The sequence below is a fragment of the Pseudomonas sp. AC172 genome (assembly GCF_979258595.1).
Map to the genome: position 1 here is coordinate 589,036 of NZ_OZ409868.1, position 18,710 is coordinate 607,745.

14 protein-coding genes are annotated in these 18,710 nt (G+C 60.8%); all 14 read left to right on the top strand.

The genetic code is table 11. The features are described 5' to 3' along the window. The first annotated feature begins 249 nt into the window (after nucleotides 1-249). The 14 genes from ACZ0A4_RS02775 (at nucleotide 250) to ACZ0A4_RS02840 (ending at nucleotide 18,695) form a co-directional block, all read left to right on the top strand. Entirely contained in the window at nucleotides 250-990 is a 741-nt protein-coding gene (locus ACZ0A4_RS02775) for a flagellar basal body rod protein FlgF (RefSeq protein ID WP_007920119.1), read from the top strand. A gap of 45 nt (nucleotides 991-1,035) precedes the next feature. Further along, nucleotides 1,036-1,821: a flagellar basal-body rod protein FlgG gene (gene flgG, locus ACZ0A4_RS02780; protein ID WP_007920118.1), complete on the top strand. Its 786-nt coding sequence runs from the start codon at nucleotides 1,036-1,038 to the stop codon at nucleotides 1,819-1,821. A 52-nt stretch (nucleotides 1,822-1,873) separates the two neighbouring features. Then, the gene (gene flgH / locus ACZ0A4_RS02785) at nucleotides 1,874-2,569 is read left to right on the top strand and encodes a flagellar basal body L-ring protein FlgH (protein WP_038363773.1); all 696 of its coding nucleotides are present in this window, start codon (nucleotides 1,874-1,876) and stop codon (nucleotides 2,567-2,569) included. Nucleotides 2,570-2,596: 27 nt separating this feature from the next. Then, complete coding sequence (locus ACZ0A4_RS02790) at nucleotides 2,597-3,685, top strand: flagellar basal body P-ring protein FlgI (RefSeq protein ID WP_161986589.1); 1,089 nt, start codon at nucleotides 2,597-2,599, stop codon at nucleotides 3,683-3,685. 11 nt (nucleotides 3,686-3,696) lie between these two features. Continuing rightward, nucleotides 3,697-4,989, top strand: coding sequence for a flagellar assembly peptidoglycan hydrolase FlgJ (gene flgJ, locus ACZ0A4_RS02795; protein WP_463572982.1), 1,293 nt, complete (start codon nucleotides 3,697-3,699; stop codon nucleotides 4,987-4,989). Nucleotides 4,990-5,013: 24 nt separating this feature from the next. Beyond that, a complete protein-coding gene (gene flgK, locus ACZ0A4_RS02800; protein ID WP_463572983.1) occupies nucleotides 5,014-7,059 on the top strand; it encodes a flagellar hook-associated protein FlgK in 2,046 nt (681 codons plus the stop codon). A 13-nt stretch (nucleotides 7,060-7,072) separates the two neighbouring features. Then, entirely contained in the window at nucleotides 7,073-8,641 is a 1,569-nt protein-coding gene (locus tag ACZ0A4_RS02805; protein ID WP_463572984.1) for a flagellar hook-associated protein 3, read from the top strand. A 108-nt stretch (nucleotides 8,642-8,749) separates the two neighbouring features. Next, a complete protein-coding gene (locus ACZ0A4_RS02810) occupies nucleotides 8,750-12,343 on the top strand; it encodes a glycosyltransferase (protein WP_463572986.1) in 3,594 nt (1,197 codons plus the stop codon). Nucleotides 12,344-13,162: 819 nt separating this feature from the next. Beyond that, complete coding sequence (gene rfbF / locus ACZ0A4_RS02815; protein ID WP_141128961.1) at nucleotides 13,163-13,936, top strand: glucose-1-phosphate cytidylyltransferase; 774 nt, start codon at nucleotides 13,163-13,165, stop codon at nucleotides 13,934-13,936. Continuing rightward, nucleotides 13,918-15,000, top strand: coding sequence for a CDP-glucose 4,6-dehydratase (rfbG, locus tag ACZ0A4_RS02820; RefSeq protein ID WP_463572987.1), 1,083 nt, complete (start codon nucleotides 13,918-13,920; stop codon nucleotides 14,998-15,000). The genes rfbF and rfbG overlap by 19 nt, the downstream gene beginning before the upstream one ends. Further along, nucleotides 14,997-15,557, top strand: a complete 561-nt coding sequence (gene rfbC, locus ACZ0A4_RS02825) for a dTDP-4-dehydrorhamnose 3,5-epimerase (protein WP_463572988.1) — start codon at nucleotides 14,997-14,999, stop codon at nucleotides 15,555-15,557. Before rfbG ends, rfbC begins: the two co-directional genes overlap by 4 nt. Then, nucleotides 15,554-16,780, top strand: coding sequence for a methyltransferase domain-containing protein (locus tag ACZ0A4_RS02830; protein ID WP_463572989.1), 1,227 nt, complete (start codon nucleotides 15,554-15,556; stop codon nucleotides 16,778-16,780). Before rfbC ends, ACZ0A4_RS02830 begins: the two co-directional genes overlap by 4 nt. Beyond that, nucleotides 16,777-17,628 (top strand): NAD-dependent epimerase/dehydratase family protein, encoded by an 852-nt coding sequence (locus tag ACZ0A4_RS02835; protein ID WP_463572990.1) that lies wholly within the window; start codon nucleotides 16,777-16,779, stop codon nucleotides 17,626-17,628. Before ACZ0A4_RS02830 ends, ACZ0A4_RS02835 begins: the two co-directional genes overlap by 4 nt. Beyond that, nucleotides 17,625-18,695 carry a class I SAM-dependent methyltransferase gene (locus ACZ0A4_RS02840; RefSeq protein ID WP_463572991.1) on the top strand — a complete coding sequence of 357 codons (1,071 nt, stop codon included), beginning with the start codon at nucleotides 17,625-17,627 and terminating at the stop codon, nucleotides 18,693-18,695. Before ACZ0A4_RS02835 ends, ACZ0A4_RS02840 begins: the two co-directional genes overlap by 4 nt. Nucleotides 18,696-18,710: the final 15 nt, after the last annotated feature.

Below are 18,710 nucleotides of genomic sequence, written 5' to 3' on the forward strand. Positions count from 1 at the left end.
CATACCCCTGTGGGAGCGAGCCTGCTCGCGAAAGCGGTAGTCTAGGCAGCCTCAGTGTCAGCCTTTGCCACATACCGGCATAACACCGCCGGTTTTTCGACTTCGATACATTTCAAATTTCTCCTCGTTACTCCCCAAGTCCTTTGTTTGCCGGGTCTTCGGCCGCCAGAAAAAAGTTGGTCTGCAAATTGCTTATGGCTCAGCAGTACAGCGGTGGGCGGCAAACGTCCGGCATGCAGAGGAAAGAGTGTGGACAAGTACCTTTATGTGGCAATGACCGGCGCCAGCCAGAACGCACTGGCGCAGAAGGCTCATGCCAACAACCTGGCGAACATCTCCACCAACGGTTTTCAGCGCGACCTGGAGCAGGCGCGTTCGATGCCGGTGTTCGGTGACAGCTTTCCGGCGCGTGCGTTTGCCATGAGCGAACGGCCCGCCACCGACTTCACCCCGGGTTCGCTGGTGCAGACCGGTCGTGACCTCGACGTCGCCGTGACCGGCAACGGTTTCATTGCCGTGCAGAACCCGAACGGCGGCGAAAGCTACGTGCGTACCGGCAGCCTCAACGTCGACGCCCTCGGCGTTTTGCGTGCCGGCAACGGCATGCCGGTGATCGGCAATGGCGGCCCGATCGCCGTGCCGCCCGAGCAGCAGATCGAAGTCGGTGAAGACGGCACCATCAGTATTCGTGCGATGGGCGAAGGCCCGCGCGTCATGGCGGAAGTCGACCGGATCAAACTGGTCAACCCGGACATCAAGAACATGAACAAGGGCCTCGACGGCTCGATCTACACCAAGGACGGCCAGCCTGCGCCGGCCGATGCCAACGTCAAACTGGTGTCGGGCTTCCTGGAGTCGAGCAACGTCAACGCCGTTGAAGAGATGACCTCGGTGCTGGCCTTGGCCAAGCAGTTCGAGTTGCACGTCAAAATGATGAACACCGCCAAAGACGACGACCAGGCCATGGCTCGGGTCTTGCAGATCAGCTAATTATCAGAACGTCGCGCCGAAAAACAGGCGCACGAGGAGAATCGAATGCTTCCGGCTCTATGGGTTGCCAAAACCGGTCTGTCCGCCCAGGACACCAACCTGACCACCATTTCCAACAACCTGGCGAACGTGTCGACCACGGGTTTCAAACGTGATCGCGCCGAGTTCCAGGACCTGCTCTATCAGATCAAGCGTCAGCCAGGTGCTCAGTCGACTCAAGACAGCGAACTGCCGTCGGGTCTGCAACTGGGTACCGGTGTGCGCATCGTCGGCACCCAGAAAAATTTCACCGCCGGTAGCCTGCAAACCACCGAGCAGCCGCTGGACATGGCCATCGACGGTCGCGGTTTCTTCCAGATTCTGCAACCGGACGGCACCACGTCGTACACCCGTGACGGTACCTTCCACCTCGATTCCAATGGCCAGATCGTTAACGCCAGCGGGTTCGCTCTGGAACCGGCCATCGTCATTCCGAACGATGCCCAGACCTTCACCGTCGGCCGTGACGGCACGGTGTCCATCACTGTCGCTGGCAACGCCGCGTCGCAGGTGATCGGCAACCTGCAAACCGCTGACTTCATCAACCCGGCCGGTCTGCAAGCCGTGGGCAACAACCTGTTCCTGGAAACCGCCGCTTCCGGCGCGCCGCAAGTCGGCACCCCGGGTCTGGCCGGTTTCGGTACCACCCTGCAGAACACCCTGGAAACCTCCAACGTCAGCACTGTTGAAGAGATGGTCAACATGATCACCACTCAGCGCGCTTACGAGATGAACTCCAAGGTGATCTCCACCGCTGACCAGATGCTCTCGTTCGTAACGCAGAATCTGTAATCAAGTCTATGAGGCGGCCATGAGGTCGCCTGCAACACCGTGAGGTAGGGTCATGAATCGCTTTGTATCTGTTCTGGCATTGAGTGGGGTCGTCTCGCTCGCGGGCTGCGTCGCTCCGACGCCCAAGCCCAATGACCCTTACTACGCCCCGGTGTTGCCGCGCACGCCGTTGCCGGCTGCCGCCAATAATGGCTCGATCTATCAGGCCGGCTTCGAGCAGAACCTGTACAGCGACCGCAAGGCTTTCCGGGTCGGTGACATCATCACCATCACCCTGAACGAGCGCACGCAGGCGAGCAAGAACGCCAACTCGCAGATGGACAAGAACAGCGATAACAAAGTCGGTCTGACCTCGTTGTTCGGCTCCAGTCTGACCACCAACAACCCGATCGGTGGCAACGACCTGAGTCTGAACGCCGGCTACAGCGCCGACCGTTCGACCAAGGGCGACGCCAAGTCCGGGCAGAGCAACAGCCTGACCGGTTCGATCACCGTGACCGTTGCCGACGTGCTGCCCAACGGCATCATCGCCGTGCGTGGCGAGAAGTGGCTGACGCTGAACACCGGCGACGAACTGGTGCGCATCGCCGGCCTGGTACGCGCCGATGACATCGCCACGGATAACACTGTGTCGTCGACTCGGGTCGCCGATGCGCGCATCACCTACTCGGGTACCGGCGCGTTTGCCGATACGAGTCAGCCAGGCTGGTTCGACCGTTTCTTCCTCAGCCCGCTGTTCCCTTTCTAGGTGGCGACTTTGAATTTCAAGAGCCTCATGCTGGCTGCGGCGCTGATGTCCGCAGCCTTTGCTGCCCACGCCGAGCGGCTGAAAGATATCGCCAGCATTTCCGGCGTGCGTTCCAACCAGTTGATCGGTTACGGCCTGGTGGTCGGGCTTAACGGCACCGGCGACCAGACGACGCAAACCCCGTTCACCCTGCAGACCTTCAACAACATGCTCTCGCAGTTCGGCATCAAGGTGCCGCCGGGATCGGGCAACGTGCAGTTGAAGAACGTCGCGGCAGTGTCGATCAGCGCCGATTTGCCGGCGTTCGCCAAGCCGGGTCAGCAGGTCGACATTACTGTGTCCTCGATCGGTAACTCCAAGAGCCTGCGTGGCGGCACCTTGCTGCTGACTCCGCTCAAGGGTATCGACGGCAACGTCTACGCGGTCGCTCAGGGCAACCTGGTGGTTGGCGGTTTCGATGCCGAAGGTCGTGACGGTTCGAAGATCACCGTCAACGTTCCGTCGGCCGGTCGCATCCCTGGCGGTGCTTCGGTGGAGCGCTCGGTACCAAGCGGTTTCAACCAGGGCAACAGCTTGACGCTGAACCTCAACCGTTCAGACTTCACCACGGCCAAACGTATCGTCGACAAGATCAACGACATGCTCGGCCCTGGCGTTGCGCAAGCCATCGACGGCGGTTCGATTCGTGTCACTGCACCGCTCGATCCGAGCCAGCGCGTCGATTACTTGTCGATCCTGGAAAACCTCGAAGTCGACCCGGGGCAGGCGGTGGCGAAAGTCATCATCAACTCGCGTACCGGCACCATCGTCATCGGCCAGAACGTCAAGGTTTCGCCAGCCGCCGTGACCCACGGCAGTCTGACGGTAACGATCACCGAAGACCCGATCGTCAGCCAGCCCGGCCCTCTGTCCAATGGCCAGACCGCTGTCGTGCCGCGCTCGCGGGTCAACGCCGAGCAGGAAGCCAAGCCGATGTTCAAGTTCGGCCCTGGCACCACCCTCGACGAGATCGTCCGTGCGGTGAACCAGGTCGGCGCGGCGCCGGGTGACTTGATGGCCATCCTCGAAGCTCTGAAGCAGGCTGGCGCATTGCAAGCCGACCTGATCGTGATCTGAGGCCGACCTTTATGGATATGCGCAAAAGCGGTCTGGTCAGCAGCAACGATTCGGGTTCCTACTCGGACCTCAATCGCCTGAACCAACTCAAGGTCGGCGACAAGAACAGCGATGCGAACATGCGCAAGGTGGCGCAGGAATTCGAATCGCTGTTCCTTGGCGAAATGCTCAAATCGATGCGTTCAGCCACTGAAGCGCTAGGCCAGGACAATCCTCTCAACACGCCGGCGGCCAAGCAGTATCAGGAAATGTACGACCAGCAATTGGCTGTTTCCATGTCCCGCGAGGGCGGTGGTATCGGTCTGGCCGACGTGCTGATGCGGCAGATGTCGAAGAACAAACCGATGGCGCCGGGCGAGGCAGCTGCCGCGTCCGCCGCCAAGCAGGAAGAAGCCAAGGCGAAGGCTGCGGCCGTGGCCACACCGATTGCTGCGGGCACCGTTGCCACCAACGGCCCGTTGTCGCGGCTCAATGGCGAGCGTCCGTTGTGGGCGTCGCGCTCGGTAAATGCACCGAATACGCAACTGGCCCATCGCAACGACATGGAACTGATCAATCAGCGTCGTCTGGCTTTGCCGCCGAAACTGGCTGATCGTTTGCTGGCCGGACTGGTGCCCTCGGCTACGCCGGCGGCCGCCACCCCATTGCCGCAACGAGCGACCACGGCTGCCACCACCGGCGCCGGCCCGTTGTACAACGGCGACTGGCTGGCGCGCGCCGAGAACGAAAAAGCTTCCGGCGGGCAGATGCAGGTCTACGGTCGCGCCATGGCGCAGATTCCGTTGGCACCGGCGAAGAAAGCCTTCAGCTCCGCCGACGAATTCGTCAACACCATGCTGCCGATGGCCAAGGAAGCAGCCGACCGTATCGGCGTCGATCCGCGTTATCTGGTGGCGCAGGCGGCGCTGGAAACCGGTTGGGGCAAGTCGGTCATGCGTGCCCAGGATGGCAGTAGCAGCCACAACCTGTTCGGCATCAAGGCGAGCAGCAACTGGAAGGGCGACTCGGCCCGGGCGATCACCAGCGAGTTCCGCAATGGCGAGATGGTCAAGGAGACGGCCGAGTTCCGTTCCTACGCCTCGTACAAGGACAGCTTCCACGATCTGGTGACTTTGCTGCAGAGCAATAATCGCTATCAAGATGTCGTGAAGTCTGCCGATAACCCAGAACAGTTTGTACGCGAGTTGCAAAAGGCCGGTTACGCCACCGACCCGAACTACGCAAGCAAGATTTCGCAGATAGCCAAGCAGATGAACAGTTTCCAAAACTACGCTGCGGCGGGTGTATCCACCACGCCTTTTTAAGGCACAAGGTATAAGGTCTGAACCATGAGTTTGCTCAATATCGGGATGTCGGGACTGTCGGCCAGCCAGTCCTCTTTGGCTACGACAGGCAACAACATTGCCAACGTCGACACCGCCGGTTATTCACGTCAGCAAACCGTGCAGGGCACCAAATCCTCGCAGCAGTTCGGCACCGTGTTCATCGGTACGGGCACCACCCTGGCCGACGTGCGCCGGGTGTACAACTCGTACCTGGAAAGCCAACTGCATACCGCTACTTCGCTCGACAGCGAATCGGCTGCCTACCTGGCGCAGGCCACACCGCTGGACTCGATGCTGTCGGACACCAACACCGGCCTGACCGGCGTACTGCAGAAATTCTTCACCACGATGCAGGGCGTCTCGACGTCGGCGACCGACGACACCTCCCGTCAATCGGTGCTGACCGGTGCTCAGGCGCTGACCAGTCGCTTCAATACCATTGCCAAGCAGCTCAACGACCAGAACACCACCATCAATGGCAGCCTGGGCGACATGACGTCCCAGGTGAACAAGCTGGCCACCTCGATTGCCAACCTGAACCAGAAAATCGGCGAGATCACCACCAGCGGTGGTGCGCCGAACGATCTGCTCGACAGCCGCAATGAAGCGGTACGCCAGCTCTCCGAACTGACCGGTGCACAGGTCGTCGAACGTGGCACCAGTTTCGACGTCTACATCGGCAGCGGTCAGCCGCTGGTAATCGGCAACACCACCAACACGCTGAGCATGGTCGCGAGCAAAGACGACCCGTCGCGCATGGCCATCCAGATGGATCGCGGTTCGAGCACCATCGACATCACCTCGGCGATGAGCGGTGGTGAAATCGGTGGTCTGCTGACTTACCGCAAAGAAGTCCTCGATCCGTCGCTCAACGAGCTCGGCCGCGTAGCGCTGGTGATCGCTGATCAGGTCAACAGTCAGCAAGCCCAGGGCATCGACAAGAACGGTGACTTCGGCGCGGCGATTTTCAACAACATCAACAGTGCCGCGCTAGTCAGTTCGCGCAGCATCGCGCAATCGGGCAACAGCACCGGTTCGGGTAACCTCGATGTCACCATCAAGGACACCGGCAAGCTGACCACCAGCGATTATCAAGTGACGTTCACCAGCGCCACTGACTACACCGTCAAGCGCTCCGACGGCACCGACCTGGGTGCCTTCAGCACCACAACCAATCCGCCGCCAGTGATCGACGGTTTCACCCTTGCACTCAAGGGTGGTGCGTTGAGCGCCGGTGACAGCTTCAAAATCACCCCGACCCGCAATGCGGCGGCGAGCATCCAGACAGTGCTCACCGATCCGAAGAAAATCGCTGCGGCCGGTCCGTTGACCGGTGTGGCCAGCGCCAGCGGTCTGGGTACCTTCACCCAGCCGACGCTGACCAGCAAGATCGATATCTACAACCCGACTTCCCAGGCTGACATGCAGGCGGCGCTGAAGAACTCGACGCCGGTGAAGCTGGTGTTCGGTGCGGTCAGCGGGGGCAGCCAGTCTTACACTTTTGTGGATGCCAAGGGCGGCCTCATCAGTAGCGGCACTATCGTTCCCGGTCAATCGAACGCACTGGAACTTAAAGTCGGCATCGTCGATGCCAGCGGCAACCCTGTGCTGGACACCAGCGTTACGCCGAACGTACAGAAAACCTTCTCCGTTCAGACCACCGTTGGCGGCACGCCGAAGCCTGGCGAAACCTTCACCATGAACCTGACCGGTGCGGCGTCTTCGGACAACCGCAACGCGCAATCGCTGGTCGCCCTGCAAACCGCGCAGACTGTCGATACCGGTTCGGCGAGCAAGGGCATCAGCCTGACTGACGCTTACAACAAGCTGGTGACCAACGTCGGTACCAAGACTGCCCAAGGCAAGTCCGACAGCGCCGCGACCACGGCGATTCTGGATAACGCCAAAGGCGCGCGCGATTCGCTGTCCGGGGTCAACCTGGATGAAGAAACCGGCAACCTGGTCAAATATCAGCAGTACTACACAGCGTCTTCGCAGATCATCAAAGCTGCGCAGGAAACTTTCGCCACGCTGATCAACAGCCTTTAAGGAGTCGTAATTCATGCGCATTTCCACCGCCCAGTATTACGGCACGCAAGCGTCGGACTATCAGCGTAACTTCAACAAGGCCGTCGCCACCGCCAGCGAGGCGAGCAGCCTGCAACGCATCACCAATGCGTCCGATGATCCGATCGGCGCCGGTCGTTTGCTGCAACTGGGCCAGCAAGCCGCGATGCTGGATCAGTACGGTACCAACATCAACAGCGCCAAGAGTGCGTTGAACGTGCAGGAATCCACGCTGGATGCCATCACCACAGCGTTGGGTCGTGCCAAAGAGCTGGCTCTGGCCGCGAACAACGGTACCGCCACCGACAAGGACCGCCAGGCTTACGCTTCGGAGCTGGGCGAGATCCAGCAACAAGTGCTGGGTCTGATGAACGCCAAGGACGCCAACGGCAATTACCTGTTCTCCGGTTCGAAAACCGATACCGCACCGTATTCGAAAAATGCCGACGGCACTTTCTCTTACAGCGGCGACCAGACCACGATCAATCTGGGCATCGGCGATGGCATGACTGTCGGCACCAACACCACCGGTTGGGATGCGTTTCAGCAAACCATCAACACCGGCCGCACCAACACCCAGATGACCGCTCCGGCGGTGGATGACGGTCGTGTGGTGCTGTCCAACGGTACTGTCGGCACCGCTGCAACCTACGACGCCAAGTTTACTGCCGGTCAGCCTTACACCGTGGCTTTCGTCAGCAGCACCCAGCTGAAAATCACCGATGCCCTGGGCAACGACGTGACCGCTGAGGCAAGCCAGAACGGTTTGGTCAGCAACAGCAGCGGCGCCAACCAGACTGTCAGCTTCCGTGGCGTCGACATGAAGCTGAACATCAATCTGAAGGCCGGTGACACCAACCCGGATACCGTCATTACCGGGCACAGCTTCCAGCTGTCGGCTTCGCCAGACTCGTTCACCACCACGCGCAACCCGGGTAACCCGTCGACGACCGTCATCACCGGCTCCAATATCACCAACCAGGCCGCCTATACTGCGGCATTCCCGCAGGGTGGCGCGGTCCTCAAGTTCACCAGTGCCACCGCTTTCGATTTGTACGCGGCGCCGGTCACGGCTGACAGCAAACCGGTATCGTCGGGCACAGTGGCCGGTAGTAACGCGACAGCCGCGGGTGTGACGTTCGCCTTGGGCGGTACGCCAGCGGCGGGCGATCAGTTCTCGATCCAGCCGAACAATCACCAGACCCAGAACGTGCTCGACACCCTGGGCCAGATGATCACGGCGCTGAACACGCCGGTCGATGGTGATCCAGTCGCCAAGCAAAAGCTGCAGGGCGCCATGGAGGCAGGTCTCGGCAACATCGACGCCGCCGCCAACCAGATTGGTACCTCCGTCACCACCATTGGTGCGCGCGGCCAGTCGCTGGACATGCAGACCATCACCAACTCGAGCCTGAGCACGGCGAACTCCACGACCCAAGGCTCGATCCGTGATTCGGATCCGGCCGAAGTCATGACCCGCCTGACCTTGCAGCAAACGATGCTGCAAGCTGCGCAACTGGCGTTCAGCAAGATCAGTCAGTTGGGTCTGTTCAACAAGATCTGACGGTTGGCGGGCGCGTGAGCGCCCGTTTGCCCTGTCCCTCAGTTAATGTTTTTTAGCGGTATCAGGGCTCGCTTTTTCGAGCAGGCTCGTACCGCCTGTGAGCCCGCCGTGAATTCACTCCCCCTCGTCAGCATTGCCATTCCCGCCTTCAATCCGCGTTTTTTCGAGCGGACGTTGAACAGTGCCGTGAGCCAGAATTACGGCAATCTGGACATCATTGTGTGCGATGACAGTCGCGGCAACGAGATCGAAGACATCGTCAAGTCGGTCATGGCGCAGACTGGTGCGGTGGTGCGTTACGTGCGCAATCCACGTACGTTGGGGCTGGTCGGTAACCTGAAGGTCTGCCTTGAGCTGTCCCGGGGCGCGTTCATCAAGTTCCTGTGTGACGATGACCTGCTCTATTCGGCGTGTATCGAACAGCAAGCCCATGAGATGCGCCGCGAGGAAGTCAGTCTGGTGGTGGCGCAGCGACTACTGTGGGATGCCAACGACATCATCCTGCCGGCACGTCTGGAAAACAGCTCGTTGTCGCCGGTCAGTGGCTTGCTCAAGGGCGACGATGTACTGAGCATCTTTGAAAAATTTCCGGTCAACGTGCTTGGCGGTTTCAGCAGCGCCTTGTTCCGCCGCGCCGACGTCGCCGAACTGTTGCCGGCCCTGACCGAAGACACTGCCTGCTTCGTCGCGACCCTGGATTTTGCCTTGTATGTCTGCCTGCTGCGGCGCGGCAACCTGGTGGTCTCCAACAATGTGCTGAGCGCCGAGCGCCTTTACCCCGAGCGTCTGAGCGCGCAGCAACCGATGAAGGACGCGGCGGAGATCGAGCGCGAGTGGATCTCGCAAATGCTCAAGGTCCGCAGCGGCGAGTCGGCGCCAGCGTCGGGCTGGGTTCGTTACGTGCCGTTGACCAAGGCCGACGAGTCGCCTCGGGTCTGGGAAGAGCTGCCGCTGAGCCGCACCCTCGGCACCAAGCAGAGCCGTCAGGAGCTGGGCGTCGGTGTCGACAGCTTCAGTTTCGGCGAACTCTATGCGCAGTGGCTGGCAGTTCGAGTGCTGACCGAGGCGCAGCGCCAATGGCTGCCGGAAACCCTCGCAGGCTGGCCGTATCAGCCGCGCATCGTGCCGATCATCATTGATGCCCAAGGCAGTCGCGATGGCCTGGAGCGCACCCTTGAGGCACTCGTCGTTCAGGATTACCCACCGGAGCTGGTGCTGGTGTTGTCTGCGGCGTGTACCGAAGCGCAGCTGGACGGTCGAGTGTTCCACATGCCGTTGCAGGATGACGGCCTGGAGCAGATCAACACGTTGCTGCCGCAACTGGACGGCGCTGACTGGTTCTATCTGCTGCAGTCGGGTGATTGTCCGGTGGCACCGGCGCTGCTGGTGATGGCCGATCGCATTGCGCACTCCAGTGCGCTGACGTGCCTGTACAGTGACGAAGGCAGCCTGCGCGATGGCGAGTCCGCTGAACCTGCGTTCAAGCCGGATTTCAACCTCGACCTCATGCGCAGTTACCCCTACGTCGGGCGTGCGCTGGCGTTCCAGCGCGAACGGTTTCTGGCGCTCGGCGGTTTTGCCTCGACGTTCGCTGAACTGGCGCCCCACGATGTGCTGTGGCGTATGGTTGAAAGCGATGGTCTGCAAGTGATCGGACACATTGCTGAAGTGTTGCTGGAGTCGAAATTCGACCTGTCGCAATGGCTTACCCATCCCGGCGTCGAGGAGCAAAGTCCGCGCATTCTCGAAGCGCATCTGCAACGTCTCGGCATCGCTCACGAAATCCGCGACGGTAACAGCGGGCTGCTCAATCGCGTCGACTATCACCATGCCCGGCGCCCACTGGTGTCGGTGGTCATTGTCACGCAGGACCAGACCGCCGCGTTACAGCGCTGCGTCGAGACACTGCTGGCGAAGACCGCCTACTCCGAGTACGAATTGCTCTTGGTCGACAACGGCAGCGAAAGCGCCGAAGCGTTGGCGTGGCTGGACGGTATGGCGCAAATGGGCAGCGAGCGGATTCGCGTGCTGAGCTATCCGCAAAAGGGCAATGCAGCAGCGGTGCACAATTTTGCCGTCAGCCATGCGCGCGGTGAGTATGTGTTGATGCTCAATGCTTTTGCGGTGATCACCCAGAGCGATTGGCTCGACGAACTGCTCAATCATGCGCAGCGTCCGGAGGTCGGGGTGGTCGGCGCCAAACTGTTCAACCCGGACGGTGGCGTGCTGCACGCTGGCCTGATTCTTGGTTTGAACGGGCCGGTCGGTCTGCCGTTCTATGGCCAGCCGGTGCAATCGGAAGGGTACATGCACCGCCTGCAAGCGGTGCATGATCTGAGTGCCGTCGGCGGCGATTGCCTGATGATTCGCAAGTCGGTGTTCGAAGCCGCCGGCAGGCTGGACGAGCAGGACCTCAAGCAAACGCTCAATGTCGTGGACCTGTGTCTGCGTGTTGGCCGCGACGGTTATCTGGTGGTGTTGAACCCCTATGCCGTGCTGGCCGTGGGTGTGCGGCCGAATGCCTTGGCGACGCCTGAGGAAGAAGCGCAGCACATCGAGGAGAGGGACACGTTTTACCAGCGCTGGCTGCCGTTGGTGGCGCGCGACCCGGCCTACAACGTCAACCTGACGTTGCAGGGCGTGGGCGCCACCAACTTCAGTCTGGAGCCGGGCCTGCGCACTGGCTGGAGTGCATTCTCCAAGGCACAGTTGCCCAATCTGCTGGTGGTGCCGATCAACGCTTCCGCCATTGGCCATTACCGTATGAGCCAGCCGATGATCGAGCTGGAAGCGGCCAATCGGGCAGAAGGGCGCATTTGCTACGGCTTGCCGTCGATCATCGATATCGAGCGTCAGTCCCCCGACGTGATCGTCCTGCAAGGGCGCTATTCGGAGCACGCCATCGATGAAATTCCACCGCTGAAGAAATTCTTCAACGCTCGGCGGATCTTCGAACTCGACGACTATGTCATCGACGTTCCCCACCGCAATGCGCACATTCGCAACATGCCGAGCAAGCAGGACATGGAGCGCATGGTGCGGCGTGCGATCGGGCTGTGCGATCGCGCGGTCGTATCCACTGCGCCGCTGGCCAACGTGCTGTCGGACATGCACCACGACATTCGTGTCGTCCCTAACATGTTGGCCAAGGACTTGTGGGGCCACCTGCGCAGCGAGCGTCGGACCTCGAAGAAACCACGTGTCGGCTGGGGCGGCGGCACCAGTCACCACGGGGACCTCGCGGTAATCGCCGATGTCGTGCGCGAGCTGGCCAATGAAGTCGACTGGGTGTTCTTCGGCATGTGCCCGGATGACCTGCGTCCCTACATGCATGAATTCCATGGTGTGATCGGCCTGGACGTGTACCCGGCGAAACTGGCCAGCCTCAATCTCGATCTGGCACTGGCGCCGCTGGAGTTCCATATCTTCAACGACTGCAAGAGCAACTTGCGGCTGCTGGAATACGGCGCCTGCGGCTACCCGGTGATCTGTACCGACACCGAGGCCTATCGCGGTTACTTGCCGTGCACGCGGATCAAGACCAACTCCACGGATGAATGGCTGCAAGCGATCCGCATGCACCTGGCGGATCCGGATGCCAGTTATCGCATGGGGGATGAATTGCGTGAGGTGGTGCTGCGCGATTACGTGTTGCGTGGCGATAACCTGCGCTACTGGGAATACGGCTGGCTGGCGGATTGATCGAGCGGGGCTTGGCGGCCTTTGGGCCGGCCATGCTCTAGGGGGTTTGGGTGCATATCCGTTGCTGCGGGGGTTGCTGATTAGGGTTCCGCCCTTACGGCGGGTCACCTTTTCCAGACGCCGAAAAGGTAACCCAAAAGGCTTGCTCTTGCGTGCGGCCCGCTCGCTGGGGCTCGGGGTTCCTTCGCTGCGGGATCGATCCGGGGGGCATCGCCTACGGTTTGCTTCGCTGCACCTCCTCTCGATGTGTTTGGCTTCGCCAAACGGTCGCTGCGCTCCCACCCCGGATCAATCCCTCCGCTCAGCCTTCCGACGTCGCTCGTGGATCAAGATCAAGAGCAGGCGAGCTGACACTCGGCCTATTGAGTGGTGAAGAGCGCGGGTGGTCGGCTTTGGATTTGTGGTGGGTTTTGCCCTTGCTCCAGAGGGAGCCGATTTCGGGCTTTTCAAAGCCTGAGTTCGACTCGGTATTTCACGTCGGCGTATCTTTCCCAAACACCACGGTCAGTCCCCTCTCCCTCCGGGAGAGGGCTAGGGTGAGGGGCTTTTGATCTGTTTCAGAATCTAGGTTCGACTTTAATATTTCACGTCGGCGTAGCTCTCCCAAACACCTCGGTCGGTCCCCTCTCCCTTTGGGAGAGGGTTAGGGTGAGGGGGCTAGTGGAGCTGGCGCGTTTCCTGCAAGTCCCCTGTAAATCGCCATAAAACGAGCGCTCGCGGTCACTGCAGCGGCGCCCGGAACGGCAAAAGGTTTAGCCAGAAGGTCCGCGCAGCTCAAGCAAGCCGTGCGCAGCCCGCTGAAGAACAAGAGGGGAGACGATGAAGGCAGTTATTTTGGCGGGTGGCCTCGGCACGCGCATCAGTGAAGAGTCGCACCTCAAGCCCAAGCCAATGATCGAGATCGGTGGCAAGCCAATTCTCTGGCACATCATGAAGCAGTATTCCGCCCACGGAATTCACGACTTCGTGATCTGCCTCGGCTACAAGGGCTATGCGATCAAGGACTTCTTCGCCAATTACTTTCTGCACACCTCTGACGTCACCTTCAACATGCGCGAAAACCGCATGGACGTGCACCAGAACTACAGCGAACCGTGGAGCGTCACGCTCATCGACACCGGTGAAGAAACCATGACCGGTGGCCGACTGTTGCGCGCCAGCCGTTACCTCAAGGATGAAGAGGCGTTCTGCTTCACCTACGGCGACGGCGTTTCCGATATCAACATTGCGCAACTCGTGGATTTCCATAAAGGCCACGGCCGCCTCGCGACGGTGACTGCCGTGCAACCGCCGGGTCGTTACGGCGCGCTTGAGCGTCAAGGCGATCAGGTGCTGGGCTTTACCGAAAAACCTCGTGGTGACGGTGGCTGGATCAACGGCGGATTTTTCGTGTTGTCGCCGAAGGTGCTGCCGTACATCGCCGATGACGCGACCACGTGGGAAGCCGAACCCTTGGCGCGCCTGGCTGCGGACGAACAACTGAAAGCCTTCGAACACGAAGGTTTCTGGCATCCGATGGACACTCTGCGCGACAAGAACCATCTCGAAGCGCTGTGGCAGAGCGGGGAGGCCCCATGGAAGCAATGGGCCTGAGTGCGGATTTCTGGCGCGGCAAACGCGTGCTGGTCACCGGCCATACCGGTTTCAAAGGCAGTTGGCTGACCCTGTGGCTGCAAAGCCTCGGCGCGCAAGTCAGCGGTTTCTCTCTCGATCCTTCGACTGAACCGAGCCTGTTTGAACTGGCGCGCGTGCACGAAGGCATCAACGATCAGCGCGGTGATCTGCGTGATCTGGGCGCTTTACTGGAAATCATCGCTGATACCGAGCCGGAGATCGTTCTGCACCTGGCCGCGCAGCCGTTGGTGCGCGAAGGCTATCGCGACCCGCTTGGCACTTATTCCAGCAACGTGATGGGTACGTTGAACCTGCTCGAAGCGATTCGTCAGGTCGGCTGCGTGCGCGCCTGTGTGCTGGTCACCACCGACAAGGTCTACGCCAACAAGGAATGGCTGTGGCCATACCGCGAAGACGAAGCTCTCGGTGGCCACGATCCTTACAGCAGCAGCAAGGCTTGCTGTGAACTGCTCGCACAGTCTTATGCCGCGTCGTTTTTCCCGGCCGACAAGTACGCTGAACACGGTCTGGCCTTGGCCACTGCGCGTGCTGGCAACGTCCTCGGCGGCGGCGATTTTGCCCCAGAGCGACTGATTCCAGACGTGCTCAAAGCGTGGACCGCCGACGAGCCGGTGACCTTGCGTTACCCGCAAGCCGTGCGCCCGTGGCAGCACGCACTGGAGCCGCTCGCCGGTTACCTGCAATTGGCCGCCGGCCTCTACGAACAAGGTCCGGAATACGCCGGTGCGTGGAACTTCGGCCCGGGCGAGGCGGACATGTGCAGCGTTGGCGAAGTGGTCGAACTGCTCGCCAGCCGCTGGCCGCAGGCGCGCGGTCTGCGCATCGAGAAAAGCGAACTGCACGAAGCCGGTCTGTTGCGTCTGGACAGCAGTCGCGCGCGGCAAGTGCTTGGCTGGCAGCCACGCTGGACCTTGCAGGTTTGCCTGACCCAGACCCTCGACTGGCATCTGGCGTGGCAGAACGGCGATGACATGCGCACCGTCACCCTCGGCCAACTGAACCTGTACCGAGGCGCGCTGTGAGTGAGTTTTCTCTGCAAGCGTTGCCGCTGGCCGGATTGTTCAGCGTCCAGCACAAACGTTTTGAAGACCAGCGCGGGCACTTCGCCCGGCTGTTCTGCGAGGGCAGCCTGAGCGCGTTCGGTAGCGAATTTCATATCCGCCAGATCAACCATTCCTGCACCCGCGAGAAGGGCAGTGTGCGCGGCCTGCATTATCAGAATGGCAACGCCCCGGAAGCCAAACTGATCACCTGCCTGCGCGGCGAAGTGTGGGACGTGGCGGTGGACCTGCGCCCGGACTCCGACACGTTTCTGCACTGGCACGCCGAGCACCTGAAGGCGGGCGATGGTCGCAGCCTGTTGATCCCGGCCGGGTTCGCCCACGGTTTCCAGACGCTCAGTGAAGACGCCGAATTGCTCTACCTGCACAGCGCCGACTACGCGCCGGAGCACGAGGGCGGTCTGTCGGTGAATGATCCACGCCTGGCGATTGCCTGGCCGTTGCCTGTCAATAATTTGTCAGCGCGTGATTCCAGCCATCCCGCGCTCGATCAACACTTTGCTGGAGTGCGTCTATGAACTGCCGTGGGTGCGCCGCACCGCTGAGCCTGCCGCTGATCGACCTCGGCACCTCGCCACCGTCCAACGCCTACGTCCACGCCGATCGCCTGGAGCAGACCGAGCAATGGGTGCCGTTGAAGGTCGCGGTGTGCCAGCAATGCTGGCTGGTACAGACCGAGGATTACACCCGCGCCGACAGCCTGTTCGACGCGGAGTACGCCTACTTCAGTTCGTTCTCCAGTACCTGGCTGGCCCATGCCGAGCGTTATGTCGCCGAGATGGTCGAGCGCTTCGGCCTGACCGCTGACAGCCGCGTGGTCGAAGTCGCCGCCAACGACGGTTACTTGCTGCAATACGTGGCCGGTCGCGGTATCCCGTGCCTGGGCGTTGAGCCGACGCGCAGCACTGCACAAGCGGCGCGCGAAAAAGGCCTGGAGATTCGTGAGCTGTTCTTCGGTCGCGACACCGCCGCGCAGTTGCACAGCGAAGGCTGGGGCGCCGACCTGATGGCGGCCAACAACGTGCTCGCGCATGTGCCGGACATTAATGATTTCCTCGGGGGCTTCGCGACGTTGCTCAAGCCGACCGGCGTGGCTACGTTCGAATTCCCGCAACTGCTGACGTTGATGGCTGGCGCGCAGTTCGACACGCTGTATCACGAACACTATTCGTACCTGTCGCTGACTGCCGTGCAGACGCTGTGCGAACGCAATGGCCTGGAAGTGTTCGACGTCAGCCAACTGACCACCCACGGCGGTTCGCTGCGCGTGTTCGTGCAGCGCAAGGACGGCGAACGTCGTCCGGTTCAGCCCGCGGTGCAACAACAACTGCAAGCCGAGCTGGAGGCCGGGGTGAAAACCGCCGAGTACTACGCGACCCTCGCGCCTGCCGCCGAACGTATCAAGCATGACTTGCTGCGCTTCCTGTTGCAGGCCAAGGCCGACGGCAAACGCGTGGTCGGTTATGGCGCGGCGGCCAAGGGCAACACTTTGCTCAACTACGCCGGGGTCAAACCCGACCTGCTGGCCTGGGTGGCCGATGCCAATCCGCACAAGCAGGGCAAGTTTTTGCCGGGCAGCCGCATTCCGATCGTGGCGCCGGCGCAGATCGATATCGACAAACCGGACTATGTGCTGGTGTTGCCGTGGAACCTGCTCCACGAAGTCAGCCAGCAACTGGCGCAAGTGCGTCAGTGGGATGGCCGCTTCGTGATCGCCGTGCCTGAGTTGAGCGTGCTGTGAAGGTTCTGGTCACTGGCGCCACAGGATTTGTCGGTCGGCATCTGGTCGCGGCATTGCTTGCACGCGGCTGCGATGTTCGTGCCGTGGCGCGTAACGCAGAAACCGCACAAGGCATGCCGTGGATCAACAACGTCGAGTTCATCGCAGCGGATATTCACGCCGCCGATCTCGATATCCACGCATTGACCGATGGCATCGACGCACTGACGCACCTGGCCTGGCCGGGTTTGCCGAACTACCGGGCACTGTTCCATTTCGAGCACAACCTGATGGCCGACTATCGCTTTATCAAAAGCGCGGTCGAGGCGGGTGTGAAGCAGGTTCTGGTGACTGGCACCTGTTTCGAATACGGCATGCAAAGCGGCCCACTCAGCGAAAGCACCGAGCCGCAGCCGAGCAATCCTTACGGTCTGGCCAAGCACACGCTGCACCTGTTTTTGCAAAATCTGCAGCAGGAACAGCCGTTTACTTTGCAGTGGGCACGCTTGTTCTATCTGCATGGCGAAGGGCAGAACCCCAACAGTCTGTTGGCGGCACTGGACCGGGCGGTCGACGCCGGTGAGCCGTCGTTCAACATGTCCGCCGGTGAGCAACTGCGTGATTTTCTGCCGATTGAAAACGCTGCCGGTTACCTCGCCGCGATCTTGCAAAAACATGACTTCAACGGCGTGATCAATTGCGCCAGTGGCCAACCGGTCTCAGTCCGTTCATTGGTCGAACAACGCCTGCGCGAACGCGACGTGTCGCTGCATCTGAACCTCGGCCACTACCCATACCCCACCCACGAACCCCTGGCGTTCTGGGCGGTGACCGAGCGTTTGCAACAGTTACTGGGAGAGCCGCAATGAAGCACGAGTTGTACCGGGTCACTGACCTGCCGGTGCTGCAGAACCGCACCTTTGCCGATGCCGAAGCGGCGCAGGCCTCGGCCAGTGCCGACATGCTGTTGGTGCAGGATGAGCGCAGCGGTCTGATCTTCAATGCGGCGTTCGATGCCGACAAGCTCAGTTACGACGCCGATTATCAGAACGAGCAGGCGCATTCCGGCCAGTTCCAGAAGCACTTGAGCGACGTCGAAGGCATCATCGCCAAGCACTTCAAAGGTCAGGAACTGATCGAAGTCGGCTGCGGCAAAGGCTATTTCCTTGAGTTGCTCAAGGGCCTCGGTTATTCAATCACCGGCATTGACCCGGCGTACGAAGGCGAAAACGCCGACGTGATCAAGGCGCCGTTCACCCGGGGCCTGGGACTGGCGGCAGACGCCATCGTGCTGCGCCATGTGCTAGAGCATATTCAGGATCCGGTGAGCTTCCTCGCCGAAATCGCCAATGCCAATCAGGGCGGGCAGATCTACATCGAAGTGCCGTGCTTCGACTGGATTCTTGAGCACAAAGCCTGGTTCGACCTGTTCTACGAGCACGTCAATTATTTCCGCCTTGATGACTTGCGCCGGATGTTCGGCACCGTGCATGAGGCCGGTCATCTGTTCGGTGGCCAATACCTGTATATCGTCGCCGACCTGTCGACGTTGCGCCTGACCCCGGAACAACCGGTGCCGCGCCTCGCACTGCCTGACGGTTTTACGGCCAGCCTCGATCGTGCGGTGCAGATCATTCTGTCGGCGCCCGAGCAGGGTTCGGCAATCTGGGGAGCGTCCTCCAAAGGCGTGATCTATTCGCTGTTCCTGCAACGCGCAGGTGTCGCGGTGGATCGTGTGGTGGATATCAACCCTGCCAAACAGGGGCGTTATCTGCCACTGAGTGGCGCGCGTGTGTCTTCGCCGCAAGAGGCCATGGACGCGCTGCCTGAAGGCGCCCATCTGTTTGTGATGAATTCCAATTACCTCGAAGAGATCAAGCGGATGACCGGTGGACGCTATGTCTATCACGCCGTCGACTGCGCTTCGTTTCAGTGACCCTTGAGATTATTA

Coding starts and splice junctions, on each gene's coding strand:
- flgG (WP_007920118.1), top strand. CDS start 1,036: ATGCTTCCGGCTCTATGGGTTGCCAAAACCGGTCTGTCCGCCCAGGAC.
- flgH (WP_038363773.1), top strand. CDS start 1,874: ATGAATCGCTTTGTATCTGTTCTGGCATTGAGTGGGGTCGTCTCGCTC.
- ACZ0A4_RS02790 (WP_161986589.1), top strand. CDS start 2,597: ATGCTGGCTGCGGCGCTGATGTCCGCAGCCTTTGCTGCCCACGCCGAG.
- flgJ (WP_463572982.1), top strand. CDS start 3,697: ATGGATATGCGCAAAAGCGGTCTGGTCAGCAGCAACGATTCGGGTTCC.
- flgK (WP_463572983.1), top strand. CDS start 5,014: ATGAGTTTGCTCAATATCGGGATGTCGGGACTGTCGGCCAGCCAGTCC.
- ACZ0A4_RS02805 (WP_463572984.1), top strand. CDS start 7,073: ATGCGCATTTCCACCGCCCAGTATTACGGCACGCAAGCGTCGGACTAT.
- rfbF (WP_141128961.1), top strand. CDS start 13,163: ATGAAGGCAGTTATTTTGGCGGGTGGCCTCGGCACGCGCATCAGTGAA.
- rfbG (WP_463572987.1), top strand. CDS start 13,918: ATGGAAGCAATGGGCCTGAGTGCGGATTTCTGGCGCGGCAAACGCGTG.
- ACZ0A4_RS02830 (WP_463572989.1), top strand. CDS start 15,554: ATGAACTGCCGTGGGTGCGCCGCACCGCTGAGCCTGCCGCTGATCGAC.
- ACZ0A4_RS02840 (WP_463572991.1), top strand. CDS start 17,625: ATGAAGCACGAGTTGTACCGGGTCACTGACCTGCCGGTGCTGCAGAAC.